The 16957-nt window shown below is 63.3% G+C and carries 15 protein-coding genes; 3 read left to right on the forward strand and 12 right to left on the reverse strand.

The genetic code is table 11. The features are described 5' to 3' along the window. Positions 1–3: 3 nt before the first annotated feature. From hflK (NXS98_RS15940) to NXS98_RS15970, 7 genes are all read right to left on the reverse strand, one after another. Positions 4–1089: a protease modulator HflK gene (gene hflK, locus NXS98_RS15940; RefSeq protein ID WP_283846037.1), complete on the reverse strand. Its 1086-nt coding sequence runs from the start codon at positions 1087–1089 to the stop codon at positions 4–6. Further along, positions 1086–1997: a protease modulator HflC gene (hflC, locus tag NXS98_RS15945; protein ID WP_283846038.1), complete on the reverse strand. Its 912-nt coding sequence runs from the start codon at positions 1995–1997 to the stop codon at positions 1086–1088. The genes hflK (NXS98_RS15940) and hflC overlap by 4 nt, the downstream gene beginning before the upstream one ends. A gap of 2 nt (positions 1998–1999) precedes the next feature. Then, positions 2000–3949, reverse strand: a complete 1950-nt coding sequence (gene hflK / locus NXS98_RS15950; RefSeq protein ID WP_283846039.1) for a protease modulator HflK — start codon at positions 3947–3949, stop codon at positions 2000–2002. A 4-nt stretch (positions 3950–3953) separates the two neighbouring features. Further along, complete coding sequence (locus NXS98_RS15955; protein WP_283846040.1) at positions 3954–4919, reverse strand: ABC transporter permease; 966 nt, start codon at positions 4917–4919, stop codon at positions 3954–3956. A 211-nt stretch (positions 4920–5130) separates the two neighbouring features. After that, positions 5131–5886, reverse strand: coding sequence for a HesA/MoeB/ThiF family protein (locus NXS98_RS15960; RefSeq protein WP_283846041.1), 756 nt, complete (start codon positions 5884–5886; stop codon positions 5131–5133). Positions 5887–5895: 9 nt separating this feature from the next. Further along, positions 5896–6540: an ATP-binding cassette domain-containing protein gene (locus tag NXS98_RS15965; protein WP_283846042.1), complete on the reverse strand. Its 645-nt coding sequence runs from the start codon at positions 6538–6540 to the stop codon at positions 5896–5898. Then, on the reverse strand, positions 6537–7382 hold the full coding sequence (locus NXS98_RS15970; protein ID WP_283846043.1) for an ABC transporter permease: 846 nt from the start codon (positions 7380–7382) through the stop codon (positions 6537–6539). Before NXS98_RS15970 ends, NXS98_RS15965 begins: the two co-directional genes overlap by 4 nt. Before the next feature lie 140 nt (positions 7383–7522). Between NXS98_RS15970 and NXS98_RS15975 the strand changes: the two genes are divergently transcribed. Further along, complete coding sequence (locus tag NXS98_RS15975; RefSeq protein ID WP_283846044.1) at positions 7523–9679, forward strand: beta-galactosidase; 2157 nt, start codon at positions 7523–7525, stop codon at positions 9677–9679. A gap of 41 nt (positions 9680–9720) precedes the next feature. Here NXS98_RS15975 and NXS98_RS15980 read toward each other — a convergent pair whose 3' ends face one another. Continuing rightward, positions 9721–10521, reverse strand: a complete 801-nt coding sequence (locus tag NXS98_RS15980) for a histidinol-phosphatase HisJ family protein (RefSeq protein ID WP_283846045.1) — start codon at positions 10519–10521, stop codon at positions 9721–9723. A gap of 167 nt (positions 10522–10688) precedes the next feature. Between NXS98_RS15980 and NXS98_RS15985 the strand changes: the two genes are divergently transcribed. Continuing rightward, positions 10689–11450 (forward strand): Nif3-like dinuclear metal center hexameric protein, encoded by a 762-nt coding sequence (locus tag NXS98_RS15985; RefSeq protein WP_283846046.1) that lies wholly within the window; start codon positions 10689–10691, stop codon positions 11448–11450. A gap of 85 nt (positions 11451–11535) precedes the next feature. On the opposite strand, the gene NXS98_RS15990 is transcribed toward NXS98_RS15985, so the two are convergent. The 4 genes from NXS98_RS15990 to metK all read right to left on the reverse strand — a co-directional run bounded on the left by NXS98_RS15990 (position 11536) and on the right by metK (position 15900). Further along, positions 11536–12585, reverse strand: a complete 1050-nt coding sequence (locus NXS98_RS15990) for a hypothetical protein (protein WP_283846047.1) — start codon at positions 12583–12585, stop codon at positions 11536–11538. A 217-nt stretch (positions 12586–12802) separates the two neighbouring features. Beyond that, positions 12803–14242 carry an adenosylhomocysteinase gene (ahcY, locus tag NXS98_RS15995; protein ID WP_283846048.1) on the reverse strand — a complete coding sequence of 480 codons (1440 nt, stop codon included), beginning with the start codon at positions 14240–14242 and terminating at the stop codon, positions 12803–12805. A gap of 29 nt (positions 14243–14271) precedes the next feature. Further along, entirely contained in the window at positions 14272–14643 is a 372-nt protein-coding gene (locus tag NXS98_RS16000; protein ID WP_283846049.1) for a four helix bundle protein, read from the reverse strand. A 69-nt stretch (positions 14644–14712) separates the two neighbouring features. Then, complete coding sequence (gene metK / locus NXS98_RS16005; RefSeq protein ID WP_283846050.1) at positions 14713–15900, reverse strand: methionine adenosyltransferase; 1188 nt, start codon at positions 15898–15900, stop codon at positions 14713–14715. An 87-nt stretch (positions 15901–15987) separates the two neighbouring features. On the opposite strand from metK, the gene NXS98_RS16010 reads away from it, so the two are divergent. Continuing rightward, positions 15988–16923: an ArsR/SmtB family transcription factor gene (locus NXS98_RS16010; RefSeq protein WP_283846051.1), complete on the forward strand. Its 936-nt coding sequence runs from the start codon at positions 15988–15990 to the stop codon at positions 16921–16923. Positions 16924–16957 lie beyond the last annotated feature (34 nt).

The following is a 16957-nucleotide window of genomic DNA, read 5'->3' on the forward strand; positions in this document are numbered from 1 at the left end:
AACTCAGTGCTTGTGCTCGGGGGCGGTGGGCGCCTGGACTTCGGTTTTCAACCGCTGGGGTTCGCGATTTAATTGCAGACGCACTTCGCGCGGGCGTCCATCCGCGCGGGCGGGCAGGAAGAACTTGTCCTGCGCGTTGGTCATCAGCCGGCCCAGGGTTTCCACCTGCAGGCGGGCCATGAACAGGGCCGGGTCGCGGCGGTAGCTGGGCAGCATGTCCTGAAAATAGCGCGCCTCCGATTCCACCTCGGCCACCAGCCGGTTGCGGTCGGCTTCGGCCGCGTTGCGGCGCGCGCTGGCCTCGCCCTGGGCGCGGGCCCTGACGCCGTTGGCGTAGGCCTGAGCTTCATTGACCCTGGTGTAAAGCTCGCTCTCGGCGGCGGTGACTTCATCAAACGCCGCTTTCACCTGCCGCGGCGGGGCGGTGACCAGGTCCAGTTGCTCCACGCTGATGCCCAGCTCCTGTTCGCGCGCCAGTTGCTCGACGCGCGCGAGCATCCGCTCCTTGAGGGCGGGCAGGTTGAGGCGCAGGGCGTCGTCCACGCTGAATTGGGCCACGGCATGGAAGAGGGCGTTGTTGAGCGCGTTGGTCACCAGCGCCATCGCGTTGGTGAACCCGAAGTAAAAACGCACGGGGTCCACCACCCGATACCGCAGTTGCGCCTGGGCGTGCAGGATGTTGCCGTCGCCCGTCACCGCGTAACCATCCAGCACAGGATTCAACCGCGGCGGCGGCGCCGGGGCGGCGGGGCCGCGCTCCTGCCGGTGCCAGCCCACGGTCGAGCTGGCGCTGAGGATTTGCTGGGCGGGGATTTTGACCACCTCATCAATGGGATAGGGCCAGGCCAGATGAAAACCGGGCCCCAGCACGGCCTCCTCCCCACGGCCCACCGGCTGGCCAAAGCGGAGCACCACCGCCCGCTCGTTGGAGGAGACGGTGAAAAAGTTGGAGCCGCAGAAATACACCACCAGCAGAACCAGCGCGATTTTGACCAACACGAAGCTGCTCTTCAGCGCCTCGGCCAGCGCCTGCGTGCCGGCGTCACTCCAGCCGCCGGTGGCGGGGGTTTTGGACGGGGTGGAGTTCATGGCTGTCGTCCCGAGGCAGCCGGCGGGGCCGGCTCTTTCATCAAATCAAACGGCGGAGTGCGCTGGTCCAAGATTAACGTGCTGCGTTCCTGCAGCACCTGCTCCAGCGCCTTGAGCTTGAGCAACAGCACCGCCAGCTCCGGGCTTTGCTCAAACACCTGGAACGCCCGGGCCGCCTCCGCGTCGCCCTGCCCGCGAATCAGCGCCGCCTCGCGCTCGGCCTCGGCCAGGATTTTCTCGCGGTCGCGGTCGGCGGTGGTGCGGATGTCCATGGCGCGCGACTCGCCTTCGCCCTGGAATTTCTGCACCAGCCGCTGGCGCTCCTTCTGCATGCGGTCAAACACTTTTTCGGTGATGCTTTCCGGCAGGCCGATGCGTTTGATGCGCACAAACTGCACGGCAATGCCGTAGCCGTCGGCAGCCTCCTTCTTCACCTTGGCCAGGATTTCGTCCTCCACCTGGGTCAGTTTCATTTCCTGGGGGTTGGTGGAAATGAAGTGGCTGAAGGGATGCTGGCCCACGGTTTCATTTTTCTTGCTGCGGATCATCTCATCCAGCCGGCGGGTGGCCTCGGTGAGCGAGCCGCCGGCAAAGTTCACAAAAAACTTTTCCGGATCGGCGATCGTCCAGCCGGCATACACGGAAATGAGGAGATTCCGCCCGTCGCTGGTGAGGGTTTCATCCATCTTGCTCTCGAAATTCTGCACGCGGCGGTCCAGGTAATACACCTTCTGAATGGGCCACGGCAGGCGGAATTTGAGGCCCGGCTCGGTGATGGTGCGGGTGACCCGGCTGAAGGTGGTCACGATGGCCAGCTCGGTCTGGCGCACCTGAAACGCCATCAGCAAAAAGACAAACAACACCATCAGCAGGATGCCGACAGCCAGATTGATGCGATTGCGGTTCATAGTCACTTGCCGGTGGAGGGGGTCTTGGGCGGCGGCAGCACCACGTCATCAATGCCCGGCCGCAGTTTGTCCTCCAGATTAAATTGAATGACGTCGTCGGTGTTGGTGGCGGCGAGCACCAATTTGCGCGACTCCGCCCCGCCGCGCACCAGCGCCTGCAAATAACCGCGCGTGGCAAACACCTGCGGCGCGGTTTTCCACGCTTGCAACTGATTGGTGAATCGGATGGCCTGGGCCTGGGCGTCCGCGGCCCGCCGCAGCGCGTAAATCTCCGCCGCCACTTTGCGTTTTACCGCTTCCGCCCTGGCCTGGGGCAGGGTTTGGGCGGCATAGCCTTCGGCCTCCAGGATTTTGGCCTCTTTCTCCTGCAATGCGGCCACCACCGCCTGGTATGCCGGGGCGATGCGCACCGGCGGATGGATGTTTTGCAGGCCCACAAACAAAATCCGCACACCCATCTGCAATTCATTGGCGCGTTCCTGGATGCGCGCGCGCAGCTCCTCCGCCGTGCGCTGGCGGCCGGTGGTGAGAATCTCATTCAAATCCGCATGGACAAGGTATTGCACCACCTCGCGCGTGGCCACCCGCTCGAGCAATGCCGCGCCGTCGCTGTAACGGGTCGCCCACATCAGCAGATTGGTCACCTGGTATTGCACCGGCAAATCCACCGCCAGCAAATTCACCGGCACCGCCTGGCCCGCCTCCCGGTCGCCTTCGCCCTCCTCGCGGCTGGCCACCAGCAAGTTAAATTCATCCTTCGCGTGGGCCTCCGTCCACAGGATGGCCTCCGGCTCGGCGGAAGGGCGCTTGGCCTCGCGCCCGTGGTCGTGCCCGTGGCTGTCAGCGGCCTCCTCCTCCTCATGCGGGCTGTGCCCGATGCTGAAAGTCTGGATGCGGTCCGTGCGGTAGCGATACACCTTGTCCACCGGCCAGGGCCATTTCCAATGGCCGCCGGCGTCCAGCAAGCGCGGCAGGGGCCGGCCGAATCGCTCCAAAATGGCCTGCTCGCCCGGCTCAATGAACACGACACAGGTGGAGAGCAGCAGCAACCCAAGCTGCGCCAGCAGGAACAGGCCCAGGTATTTTTGCAGGAACTGGTAAAACCACGTTTCCGAGACTTTGAAGCCAAATTGATAATCCAGGGCATGGGCCACGGTGGTGAAGATGCCCTCGGGCTGGCTGGCCAGTCCCACCAGGCGGCTCTCATACAACAACCGCCGCTCCGCGCCTTTGAGGCGGGGCCGGTAGATTTCCAGGATGAGGGTCAGGGCATTTTCCACGCCCGCCACCGCCAGCGCCAGGACCAGCGCGCGCGCCATCCAACCGTCCACCCGTGGGTAACCGGCAATGTCCGCCCCAACGCCCGCCGCCACCAGCCCGCACCAATAAGCCCCCAGCAGCACATAACCGGCGGCGGGGCGCAGCAACCGCTGGCGCGTGATTTGCACCAAATTGGCGGCCACCTTGCCGAATAAGAACAAAATCAGCCCCACCCCGCCGTATATGGCCAGCGCCACCCCCGCATGTTCCAGCACCCCGCCGGTGGGTTCCTCCAGTTTGCGCGCGGGACTGCTGAGCCACTGCCACAGGCCCCATGCGCCGCCCCACTGCGCCGCCAGCAACACCACCGCCACCCCCGGCCCGAAGTATTTCTCAAACTGCTCCCGCGCCCGGCGGGCGGGGCGCAGCTCCGCCTCGGCGGTTTTGAACAGGGCGGAATCCGTGGCTTTGCGGGCCAGCTCCTCCAGTTCAAGCTGTTCGAGCCGCTCGCTTTCCTCCAGCCCCATCTGGAAGCGGCTTACCAGGGCGGCGACAAAGCCAATGGCCAGAAACACCGCCACCACCTGCCCGGCGGCCGAGCCGGAATAACGGCCCATGGCAAAAGTCACCACCGCGGCCAGCAGCAGGACCACGGTGTTCACCGTTGCGTTGGTGCGCAATTGGCGTTCCATGCACTTATCCCAGTTCGCGGTCTTCAAACAAGACCAGAGCCACCATCAAAGCCGCCCCAGTGTAACATACACTGTACCCCAGCGCCCGCCCCACATATCCCCAAAGGCCCGGGATGGGCTGGTCGGTTTCCATGGCATCAGCAATCCAGAAACTTTGCCAGTTGGGCAGCAGCGCGTAAAGGCTGGAACCGAGCCATGAACCTTGCGCCGCCAGCGTGCCAAAAAGATAGGGAGACATCAATCCCAGCAGAAACAGTCCCGAGCACACCGCCAGCGTGGCCACCATTTCCAGACGGGTCGAGCAGGCCAGCGCCAGCGCCGCCAGCATCCACACCGCCATGAGAATCAACAGTCCCGCCGGCAGCATCCGCCAGTCCACCCCCGTCCCAAAGGCTTGCACCTTGCCGGATTTATCCAGAAAATTAATCAGCACAAAACCCAGCGTGGCGGTGATGAGCAGGCTGAACACGGCATCGGAGACAAATGGCCGGCGCAAAAAATAATTGCTGAGTCCGGCGAGGGCATAAGCCAGGGCCAGGGAAAGCACCCACAACAGCAGCCCCAGGCGGTCCGCCTTGCCATAGGCATCAAACGCCATGCGGCTGGCCAGCAGGGCGCCCAGCAGGTTGAGATAGGTCATCAACGTCATCGCCACCGCCAGCCCGGCGTACTTGGCCAGGAGAAAGCGCGCCCGGCCCACCGGCTTGGAGAGCACGGCCAGGGCGGTGCCAAACTTGATTTCCCGCGCCAGCGACGCCGAGGCGCTCAACACCGCGCCCAGCAAGCCCGCCAGCAGCATCACCGCCAGCACGCTGTCCTTCACCATCTTGGGGTCATCCCCGAAACCAAAATATGGCACACACGCCAGAAAAACCTCGAAGAAGGCGGAGGCCGTCACCAAAAGCGGAAACACCGGCTGACGAATCAGCTCCATGAAGGTGTTGGCCGCAATGGTCCAAAATTGCCGCATGACCCGATTTTCCCAACCGCTCCTGCGCCACGCGCCGCCCTTGCGGCCCTTTATTGTGGCGCACTCCACAATCTACTCCGTTGGACAAAGACCGTACAAGCGCTGTTCAAGCCAAAAGCGTGCCATCCTGCTCGCAGCGGCGCAAGTTATTGTCGTAGAATTATTTGCGTTGCCACGTGCCTGCGTGAACTGCGGACATTCTGCTCGTTTTTCACGCCATTCCGCCACACACGGCACACTGCGGCGCCCGCCGCGTGCGCAGCGTCTTGAAAGCCATGGTGCGCAAATCACACTGCAACAGGCGATTCCGCAGTGGTTCGCCCACGCCGGTGATGAGTTTGCAAACTTCCATGGCCCCCAGACATCCCGCCAGCCCGGAGACGGCCCCCACCACCGGAAACTCGCGTTTCCAGTCCGGCGGTTTTTCCGGGCACAGACACGCCAGACAGGCCGTTTGGCCGGGGAGAATGGTGGTCACGTGGGCGGTCAAATCATACATGGCGCACTCGACCATCGGTTTGCGCTGGCGCACGGCCTCCCGATTCATCAGGAAGCGCTCCTCAAACAATGGCGCCGCGTCCACCACCACCTCCGCCTGCGCCACCAGGGCGGCAACGTTTTTCTCGCTGATGTTTTCCGGCACGGCGACGATGTCCACCGCTGGATTCAATTCGCGCAACCGGCGGGCGGCGCATTCCACCCGCGGTTTGCCCAGCCAGTCATGGGTCATCAGCAATTGCCGGTTCAAATCCGAAAGCCGCACCGGACCCGCATGAGCCAAAATCAGACGGCCCACGCCGGCGGCCGCCAGTTGATAAGCCACCTGGCCGCCAATGCCGCCCACGCGCGAAATAAGCACGGTGGCGGCCTTGAGTTTTTGCTGGCCGGCCTCGCCCCAACCGGGCACCCAGAGCTGCCACTCATAACGCTGGCGTTCTTCTTCAGTCAGGGGAGGCAGGGCGCGCATAGGCTCAACTCAAAGGGTAACTTCCGTCATCACCCCATTTTCCAGGCGAAACACACAATCCGCCAGTTGGCGGGCATCCTCGGGATGATGCGTGACGTGCAGGGTGGTGACCCGGGTTTGGGCGCGCACCCGCTTGAGGAGCGCATACATGTCCCCGCGGGTTTCCTCGTCCAGGGCGCTCAGGGGCTCATCCAGACACAAGATGCGCGGCTGGATGGCCAGCGCCCGGCCCAGGGCCACACGCTGGGATTCGCCCCCGCTCAACCCCTGCGGACGGCGCTGGAGCAAATGGGCAATCCCCAGCATTTCCGCCAGCGGCTGCACGCGGGCCTGGATTTCCCTGGGGGGCAGGCCGCGCACGGTCAGGCCGAAGGCCAGATTCTCCTGCACGGTCAGGGTTTGAAACAAGGCCCGGTCCTGGGGCACATAACCAATGCCGCGCCAGGCGGGGTCCCAGTGGGTCACTTCCGCGCCGTCCAGCCATACGTGGCCGCTCTCCACGCGCCGCAGGCCGCACAAGGCTTCCAGCAAGGTGGTCTTGCCGCAGCCGGTGCGCCCCATCAACACGGCATAGCTGCCTGCCGGCAACGCAAAGCTGACGTTGGCCAGGCGAAAGGCGCCCGCGCGCACACATAAATTTTCCACGCGAATCATGGGGCTTGTCCCTGGTGAAAACTGGCGCCCGAACCAAACCAGCGGACCACCAGCAACACCACCACCGCCGCGATAATCATCAGCAAGGACACCGCCACGGCCGCCTCGAGTGCCCCCACGCTTAATTCCAGAAACACCGAGGTGGAGAGCACCTCGGTTTTCATGCGCGTGGCGCCGGAAAACACCAGAATCGGTCCAAACTCGCCCAGGGCGCGCGCCCAGGAAAGCGTGCCGGCGGTCAGGATGCCGCGGCGCGCCTCCGGCAGGGTCACCCGCCAGAAGGCCTGATGCCGGGTGCAGCCCAGGGTGCGGGCCACCTGCTCTCCGCGCGGACTAATCTGGTCAAAGGTCACGCGCATGGTTTGCACCGCAAAGGCGCAGGCCACGGCAAATTGCGCCAGAATCACGCTGGGCACCGCGTAGGTCACCGGCACCCAGCGCTCAAGCCACCGCCCGGGCGCGGTTTGAAATAAAATCAGCAGGCTCAAGCCGATGACCAGCGGAGGCAGCACGATGGGAATATCCAGAATCGCCTCCAGCAATCCCTTCCCGCGAAACTGGCAGCGGGAGAGCAGGTACCCCAGCGGCACGCCCACCCACAGGCAAAGCAGCGCGGTGAGACTGCACGACAAGAGGCTCAGGCGGATGGCATACTGGATGTTCGGACTGCGCAGGGCTTCCACCAAATGACCGGGCGAGGTGTAGGCCAGGTCCGCCACCAGCATTGCCACAATCAGCACCACATACACCCCGCCCAGCAAGGACAAGCCAATCAGGAACGGCGCATCGGAGCGTATCCGTGGCCGCCGGGGGGCGTGCGCTTGAGCCGTGGAGGGCGTCATGCGGCCTTCAGTATAATGACTCGGCCCGCAAACCGCCACTGCCAAGCAGCAGGGGGGACCACCGGAGCCGCTTCGGGCACGCTAAGCTCCCTTAGACACCGCACTTGCCACCCGCCGCCGGCGGCTTCAGGATAGGCCCCATGAATGTACCCCGTCTCGCGGCGCTGGGGCTGGCGGCGGGCCTTGCGTCCGCCGCGGCTGCCGAAACCGCCGGCTCGCTCCGGCCCTGGACGAATTATCAGGTCATCATGTGGGTGGGCGACTCCATTCATCAACAAAAACACCAGTGGAGCCGCTTTCAGCAACGCCTGCGCGAGATGGGCGTCACCGCCGGCATGGTGTATGACGGAGGCGACCCCCGCCCCTGGGTGGCCAGCCAGTTTCCCTACTACGTGGAGAACATCATCAACCGCGGCCTGTGCCTCAAGTTTCATTCCAATGTCACCGACTGGGACAAGTTTGTGACCCGCTGGAAGGACACCCGCGATGAAGCCTCGCTCGTGCGCGATTATTGCCTGGATGACCCCCAATGGCGTGCCTGGGGCCGGGCCGAGATGCAAAAAGTGGCCCGCGGCAACCGCGATTATTCGCCCTTGTTGTACGACATCCGCGATGAATTGTCCGTCACCATCTCAGCCAACCCCTTTGACTACGACTTTAATCCCATGGCGCTGACCGCCTTCCGGGAATGGCTGGCCACCCAGTATCCCTCGCTGGCGGCCTTGAATGCGCAATGGGAAACCCAGTTCAAGGCGTGGGACGAAATCAAACCCTTCACCACGGACCAGATTAAAAACCGCATGGCCAGCGGCGAGGCGTTGCCGCGCGGGCGCCCCGACTGGCAGGCCCTGCAACGCCTGCGCTTCCATCCCCGGACCGCCCGCGAGCAGCCCACCCGCTGGAACTTCTCGCCGTGGGCCAATCACCGCACCTACATGGACGTCTCGCTGGCGCGCGCGCTGGAGGATTTCCGCCAGGCCGCCCGCGTGGTGGACCCCCATACGCCGGTGGGCATCGAAGGCACCCAGATGCCGCATGCCTTTGGCGGGTACGATTTATGGCGGCTCGCCGGCGTGCTCGACTGGGTGGAGCCTTATGACATCGGCAACGCCCGCGAAATTTTCGGCTCCTTCATGCCCGGCAAGATTTTTTTGACCACGGTGTTTGAAAAGGAAACCCGCGCCGCCGCCCGCCGCCTCTGGCATCTGCTGTTGCAGGGGGACCGCGGCTGCATCATCTGGTGGAGCGAAGATTGCCTGGACTGGAAAAACGCCGAGCTGCCGCTCACCGCCAAGGCCCGCGCGCTGGAACCGGTACTGCGCGAAATGACCTCGCCCCTGGCCCGCGTATTCATGCTCGCCACCAAGGACTATGACCCCATTGCCCTCCATTACTCCCAGCCGAGCATTCAAGTGGCCTGGCTGCTGGAGTCCACCGTGGACGGCTCCACCTGGCTGCGGCGGTTTTCCAGCTACGAAGCCAGCCACAACCACCAGGCCAAGGTCCGCAATAGCTGGCTCAAAATCTTTCAAGACCTGGGCTACACGCCCCGTTTCATCAGCCAGGCCCAGATGGAGCAGGGCGAGCTGGAAAAAAGCGGCATCCGCGTGCTCGTGCTGCCGTCCTCCTGGGCAATGTCCGACCGCGAGCGCGACGCCATCAGCGCTGCGCAGCGGCGCGCCCAGTCTCCGCTGGTGGTCTATGGCAACGATTTGCCGGGCATTTTTGACGCCCACGCCCGCCTGCGCACCAACTGGTCGGCCCGCTTCTACCAGGACAACCATCTGCCTCCCGCCGTGGCCCTGCCGGCGGCCTTTGCGCAGTTGGACGCCACCCAGGGGCCGCCGCAGTCGCGCAGCGGGGACGTTGGCGCTTATGCCCGCGACCGCCTCAAGCCCGTGCCGGATTTAAGCTGGGCGCAATGGGTGGCCACCCATCGCCTGCCCCTCACGCCGCCGGTCACCGTGCCCCTGGAGGCCCGCGTGCGCGTGCACCGCTTCCGCCTCGGCAACGCCCGCCTGCTGGCCCTCGAGCGGGGCATTGATTATCACATGAGCGAAGATTTGAAACAGGCCGGCGGCAACGAGACCCTGGAGCAACCCGTCGAAATTACAGCCGGCCTGGCCGAGGCCGCGCACGTGTATGATTTGCGCGCGGCACGCTACCTGGGCCGCCTGCGCGAAATCAAATGCCGCCTGGACCCCTGGCGCCCGTCGCTGTTTGCCCTGCTGCCCGAGCCGGTGCCGGAAAATCAGGTGCTGCAGTCCTTGCTGGCCCAGACGCCCGGCCCGCGCTGAGACCGTCTCCCCGGCGACGGTTCAACCAAGCGCCGCCTCCTTCACAAGGCCACCGGCTCGGCTTTCCTTCTGCTGAACCGCCGCCAGTGCGTGTAACCCACGGCGCGCGCCAGCTCCACCGCTTCCGCCCAGCCGGCGCCCACTTCCTCCGGGGTGTGGGCATCCGACCCAAAGACCAGGGCCACGCCGGCCTGGTGCGCGGCCTCCAGAATCGCCCGCGCCGGGTATTGCTCGCGGCAGTCTTTGCGCCAGCCGGCGGTGTTGATTTCCATGGCCACATTGGCCTCCGCCGCCACGCGGAAAATTTCGCGGTACCGCGGCAGGAAATCCTGCTGCGGCCGGTGCCCGAATTTTTTGGGCAGGTCACAATGACCGATAATGTCGAACAACCCGCTGCGGATGGAGGCCTCCAGCCGGTTCAAGTATTCCTCCCACACGGCTTCCACCGGCCGGCGCTTCCACTCGTCGAGCTTGTAGGGATTGTCCACGTCCCAGCCGTTGGCCACGTAATGGACGGAGCCGATGAAGTAATCCCAGGGATAACGCGCGGCCAGTTGCCGAATCCAATCCTCCTGGCCGGGAATATAATCCACCTCCAGCGCCAGACGGATGGTGAGCCGGGGAAAACGCCGGCGCGCTTCCAAGACCGCCTCCACATAGCCTGCGAGCTGCCGCTCGTACATTCGCCAGTTGTCATAATCATCCTGGGGCATGGGCGAATGGTCCGAGCAACCGATTTCCTCCAGTCCCATCGCCACCGCGCGCTCCGCATACTGCCACGGCGAGCCAATGGCGTGGCGGCAGAGCGCGTTGTGCGTGTGATAATCAGCGGGCCAGCGCATGGGAGTTTCTTAGCCCTTGCGCCGCGCCGTGGCAATGGCAAAGCACGGACGGCCCGTGCGCATCAGCGCGGGCGCGCGTCCCGCCCTGGGGGGGCGCATGCCGCCAGCGGCTCTGGCCCTGCATTGTTCGCTGGCCGGAGCGGGGGCGGCTGCGGTAGATTCAGCGCATGGCTGCCGCATCTTTACAGGCAATGGTGCAATATTGCGACCGCGAATTGCGGGTGCGCCACATCCAGGACTATGAGGGCGCGGTCAATGGCTTGCAGGTGGAAAATGAGGGACGGGTGCGCCGCATTGCCGCGGCGGTGGACGCCTCGCTGGCCACCGTGAAAATGGCCATTGCGGCGCAGGCGGATTTGCTGGTGGTGCATCATGGTTTGTTCTGGGGGCCGGTCATCCCGTGGACGGGCCGCAAACGTGAATTATTGCAGTTATTGCTGGGCCACAACCTGGCCGTGTATAGCGTCCATCTGCCGCTGGACATGCACCCCCGCCTGGGTAACAACGCCTGCCTGGCCCGGGCCTTGGGCTGGCAAAAATGCACCCCGTTTTTCAACTGGAAAAACCAGCTTCTTGGCCTGCAAACGCGCCTGCGCCTGCCTCGCGCGGAACTGGCCGCCCGCCTGGAGCGCGCTGTCGGCGGCCCGGTCAAGCTGATTCCCGGCGGGCCGGACATTTGCCGCCGCGTGGGGCTGGTGACGGGCGGCGCCGGCGGTGACCTGAAGACCGCCGCCGCTGAAGGCGTGGACACGTTCATCACCGGCGAAGGCCCGCACTGGACCTATGCGCTGGCGGAAGAATTGCAGATGAATGTGCTCTATGCGGGGCATTACGCCACGGAAACCTTTGGCGTGAAGGCGCTGGCGGAGCAGCTTTCCCGCAAATTCCGCGTCCCGTGGGTGTTTCTGGACCATCCCACCGGGCTGTGAGCCAGAGGACCCGCGGCAACACTCAGGGCAGGGGAGCAACTGCCAGGTTCAACCCTCCCATCCCCACACGCGACAGGAGTTGAGCCTACTTGCGGGCGGGTGAGAAAGGGGAGGGCGGCACTTTGGCGGCGGCGGCGCGGGCTTGTTTGGCGTTGGTCACCGCTACCTTGAGGGGAATCAAGGACCATTTAAGGGGCACGGTGATGGTTTTGCCGGGGGCCAGCGATTCATCGGGCGCCAGCACTTCGATTTCCGAAATCCACGGATTCCACCCCAGCTCGATGGTGTGGCCGCCGTGCGGGTATTTGGCGCGGAAATCGTACGGGAAATAGACAACAAACAAGCTGCGGTCATACACGTAGGCCACCCATTCGGCGCTCACATCCAGGCCGATGCGGGTTTCCGGGCCGGTGCCGCCGGTTTGGGCCACCAGCAGGCCGCCCATGATTTTGACGCGGTCATGGGCAGGATTCAGACTGTCATAAATGGCCTGGTCCTCGACAATGTGGCGCAGCGTCCAGCCCAGCCGGAAGCGGCTGTATTTATTAACGGGCGCCACAAAAAAACCACCGCCTCGGCATTGGGTGCGGGAGCGCAGACCGCAAACAATTTCACGGGCGCCTTTGTTGCTCAGACGCTGCACCAGGCCCAAATCCCCCTTTTCGGGGTCAAGCGTGATTTCCTTTTGCAGCACCAGTTCGCGAATTAAATCCGGCTCGCTGGTCAGGGTCACGGTGAAATCGCGCGGAGTGGCCGCCTGGTAGGGGCCATAAACCAGCCGCTCCATCTCACTCAGGGGGGCGCTGTCTGAACCCACATACACCTGGTAGCCGCCGGGCGGCAGCGCTTTGCGGCCCTGGCTGCCGGAGCGTTCAAAGGCGGAGGCGTTGTCCCAGAGAATGTTCTCGCCCATGACTTCGTACCGCATGACGCGCCCGCCAACTTCCGGCACGATGACGGCCAGGGCCTCGGCTTCGCTGGATTCCAGGCGCAGGGCGCCGTCCCAGACCAGGTAGCGCTCGCGGGAGATGCCTTTGGGCAGGTCCGCCGCCGCAGCCGCCAGCGCCAGCAAACCAACGGCCAGCCCCACCTGCCGCCAGCTTGCAGGAGGATGGTTGAACCAAGCAAACCTCATAGGCCGTTAGTTCATCATACGCGGCGGCGGCTTACAAGCTCTTAGCCATGCATAAACGTCAGTGAGAATGAAAGCTCATGGCCCAGACCAACCGCGCTGTACCCCCTTCCCAGCGGGCAGCGGTGAGGCGGAGGCCGCTCAAAAAAAATTCAGGCGGAGGCCCGGCCTTGATGCTGGCCCCCGCCAAAATCCCCGCCACCGAAAAGGTGGGCTGGTGTTAGTACCGGTAATGCTCCGGTTTATACGGGCCTTCCACCGGCACGCCGATGTAATCGGCCTGTTTCTGGGTCAGTTGGGTGAGTTTGACCCCGATTTTTTCGAGGTGCAGCCGGGCGACTTCTTCATCCAGTTTCTTGGGCAGGCGATAAACCCCCACCGTGTAGCGGTCGCGATTGGCCCAGAGGTCCATTTGTGCCAGGCACTGGTTGGTGAAGGAGTTGGACATCACAAAGCTGGGATGGCCGGTGGCGCAGCCGAGGTTGACGAGGCGGCCCTCGGCCAGCAGGTAGATGCAATGGCCGTCCGGGAAGATGTATTTGTCCACCTGCGGCTTGATGTTGATTTTCTTGACCCCTTTGGCGGCATTCAGCCGGTCCACCTGGATTTCGTTGTCGAAGTGGCCAATATTGCAGACAATGGCCTGGTCTTTCATCTTCTGCAGGTGCTCCAGCGTGATGACATCGCAGTTGCCGGTGGCGGTGACGTAAATGTCCGCCCGGCCCAGGGTTTCCTCGACTGTGGTCACTTCAAAGCCTTCCATGGCGGCCTGCAGGGCGTTGATGGGGTCAATTTCCGTCACAATGACCCGCGCGCCAAAACCGCGCAAGGAGTGCGCGCTGCCCTTGCCCACGTCACCATAGCCGCAGACCACCGCCACCTTGCCGGCCACCATCACATCGGTGGCGCGCTTGATGCCGTCGGCCAGCGATTCGCGGCAGCCGTACAGGTTGTCAAACTTGCTCTTGGTGACCGAGTCATTGACATTGATGGCAGGCACCAGCAGCTTGCCGGCCTGGAGCATCTGATAGAGCCGGTGCACGCCGGTGGTGGTTTCTTCGCTCACGCCCTTCCATTCCTTGACCACGTTGTGCCAGAAGCCGGGGCGCTCCTTGGCCACCCGTTTGAGCAGGTCTTTGATGACTTGCTCCTCCCGGCTGCTGCTGGGGGTTTTGACCCAGTCGCTGCCCTGCTCCAGCTCGTAGCCTTTATGGATGAGCAACGTGGCATCCCCGCCGTCGTCCACCACCAGTTGGGGTCCTTTGCCGCCCGGGTGCGTCAGCGCGTCGAGGGTGCATTGCCAGTAATCCTCCAGCGTCTCCCCTTTCCAGGCAAACACGCTGATGCCCGCGGCGGCGATGGCGGCGGCGGCGTGGTCCTGGGTGGAGAAAATGTTGCAACTGGCCCACCGCACGCTGGCGCCCAGCTCCACCAGCGTCTCAATGAGCACGGCGGTCTCGATGGTCATGTGCAGCGAGCCGGTGATGCGCACGCCCTTGAGCGGCTTTTGCGGGCCGTACTTGGCGCGAATGGCCATAAGGCCGGGCATCTCATGCTCGGCAATCTGGATGGTCTTGCGCCCCCATTCGGCCAGCGAGAGGTCTTTGACTTTGAAATCCAATTTCTGGATTTTCGGCAGCTTCTTTTTACGGTCAGTCATAAGGTTAAAAAGTTTTTAAGTTTCAAGTTTCAAGTTTCAAGCGGCGGTTTCCGACTGCTCAGACATTTAATCAGGCCCTGTAACATGCAGGAAATTTCTTTACATTCATTGATGATGTCGTCGGCGGTGTCATGCGGCAGCATGCCGACCTTTTTGGCAATGTAGCATTGGGTGCGCAATTCCGCGCTGGAGCCTTTTGCGATGCGCAGGAAACGAATGTAATCACGTTTGCTATCACGTTCTGAGCCTTCAGCTATGTTGGAGGGAATGGAAAGCGCAGCGCGCAGCATTTGCTCCCGCAGGAAATAGGTCCGCGAATCCGCCACGACTGCGGACAACTCCACCACCAGTCGGCAGGCCCGCTTCCATACGTCCAATGCCTCAAAGGATTGATAGGCCATACGCCGCCCTGCCTGACCAAAGTCTCAGCGTTTTCTTGAAACTTGACCCTTGAATCTTGTAACTCATCATCATTTCACCGCCCGTTTTAAGGCCGCCACCTTGTCCGTCCGTTCCCACGTCAATTCCGGGTCGTTCTTGCCAAAGTGGCCGTAGTTGGTGGTCTTGGTGTAAATGGGGCGCAACAGATTCAACTGCTTGATGATGTCCGCCGGTTTGAAGCTGAAAACTTCCTGCGCGGCGCGGGCAATTTCGTCGTCGCTGACCTTCCCTGTGCCAAAGGTGTCCACTGACACGGAGACCGGGTCCGGATACCCGATGGCGTAGGCAAACTGGATTTCGCAACGCTCGGCCAGCCCGGCGGCCACAATGTTCTTCGCCACATAACGGCCCATGTAGGCGGCGCTGCGGTCCACCTTGCTGGGGTCTTTGCCGCTGAACGCGCCGCCGCCGTGCCGGCCCATGCCGCCGTAGGAATCCACAATGATTTTGCGGCCGGTCAGCCCCGTGTCCCCCTGCGGCCCGCCGACGACAAAGCGGCCGGTGGGGTTGATAAGATACATCGTTTCGCGGGTCAGCATGTCCGCCGGCAACACCTTCTTGATGACTTCCTCAATGCAAAACTCCTCGATTTCATCGTGCTCCACGTCCGCCGTGTGTTGCGTGGAGATGACCACATTGGTGATGCGCGTGGGCCGCCCGTCCACGTATTCCACCGAAACCTGGCTCTTGGCATCCGGCCGCAGCCACGGCACCAGCGGGCGCCCATTTTTGACCGTCTTGCGGATTTCCGTCAGTTTCCGGCCCAGCCGGTGCGCAAACATGATGGGCGCGGGCATCAGCTCGGGCGTCTCGTTGCAGGCATACCCAAACATCAATCCCTGGTCCCCGGCGCCCTGCTCGGCCTTTTTCTTCCCCTTGGCCGCCCGGGCGTCCACGCCTTGGGCAATGTCGGGGCTTTGGCGGGTGATGGCATTGATGACAAAGACCTTGTCGGCATGGAACACGTCGTCCTCGTGCACGTAGCCAATGTCCCGAATGGCCTGGCGGGCAATGGCCACAAAATCCAGTTTGGCCTGGGTGGTAATCTCCCCGCCCACCACCACCAGGTTGCTCTTGGCGTAGCACTCGCAGGCCACCCGGCTGTACTTGTCCTGCTTCAGGCAGGCGTCCAGCACGTAATCAGAAATGGTGTCACAAACCTTGTCCGGGTGGCCTTCGCCGACGGATTCCGAGGAAAAAATAAAACGTTTGCTCATGCGTATGCTTGGTTGCCGACTGTCTAGTTACATATTGACGTATCAAGATATGAGGATATATCCTTTGTCGCAATCGTCAACTGTTTTATGCCGCCACTCCTGAAATGCCTGCGCGCCCTCGATGACCCCACCCGCCTGCGCATTCTGGCCCTGCTCGGGCGTGAGGAGTTGAGCGTGCAGGAGTTGCAGGAAATCACCCGCCTGGGGCAATCGCGCATTTCCACGCACCTGGGCCTGCTGCAGGAGGCCGGCTTTCTCAGCTCCCGCCGCGAGGGCAAGCGCACCTTTTACCGCGCCGCCACTCCGGCCGAACCCGCTTTGAAAGAATTGATGAACCTGGCGGCCCGTGGCGCGGCCGAATTGCCGGAGGCCGCCGCCGACGCGGCCAACCTGCGGCGGATTCTGGCCCAGCGGCGGCAGCAGACACGGCTGTATTTCAACCAGGTGGCGGGGCGTTTTGACCGCAGCTACGGTCCAGGGCGTTCGTGGCAGGCTTTTGGCCAGATGCTCCTGCGGCTTCTGCCTCCCCTGGTGGTGGCCGACCTGGGCAGCGGTGAAGGGCTGTTGAGCGAACTGCTGGCCCTGCGGTGCAAGCGGGTCATCGCTGTGGACAACTCCCCCAAAATGGTGGCCTATGGCGCCCGCAAGGCCCGCAAAAATGGTTTGGCAAACCTTGAATTCCGGCTGGGCGACCTGCAGGACCCGCCCATTGCCGCGCAAAGCGTGGATGTGGTGGTGTTGAGCCAGGCGTTGCATCATGCCGAGGATCCTTTGCGGGCCTTGCGCAGCGCCCATCGCATCCTGCGCGAGGGCGGACAGGTGATGATTCTGGACCTCGCGGCCCATCGCTTTGAACAGGCCCGCGAACTTTACGGGGACCTCTGGCTGGGCTTCCGGGAAAGCGATTTGCAGCAATGGCTCGAGACCGCCGGCTTTCACAAGATTGAAATCCAGGTGGTGGCCCGCGAGGAGCAGCCGCCGCATTTTGAAACCTTGCTGGCCGTGGCCGCCAGGCCCGGCTAATCGCCTGCCGGGCTGGCCGCCACGCCCTGAATCA

This window comes from Fontisphaera persica, from assembly GCF_024832785.1.
Taxonomy (GTDB): Bacteria; Verrucomicrobiota; Verrucomicrobiia; order Limisphaerales; family Fontisphaeraceae; genus Fontisphaera; species Fontisphaera persica.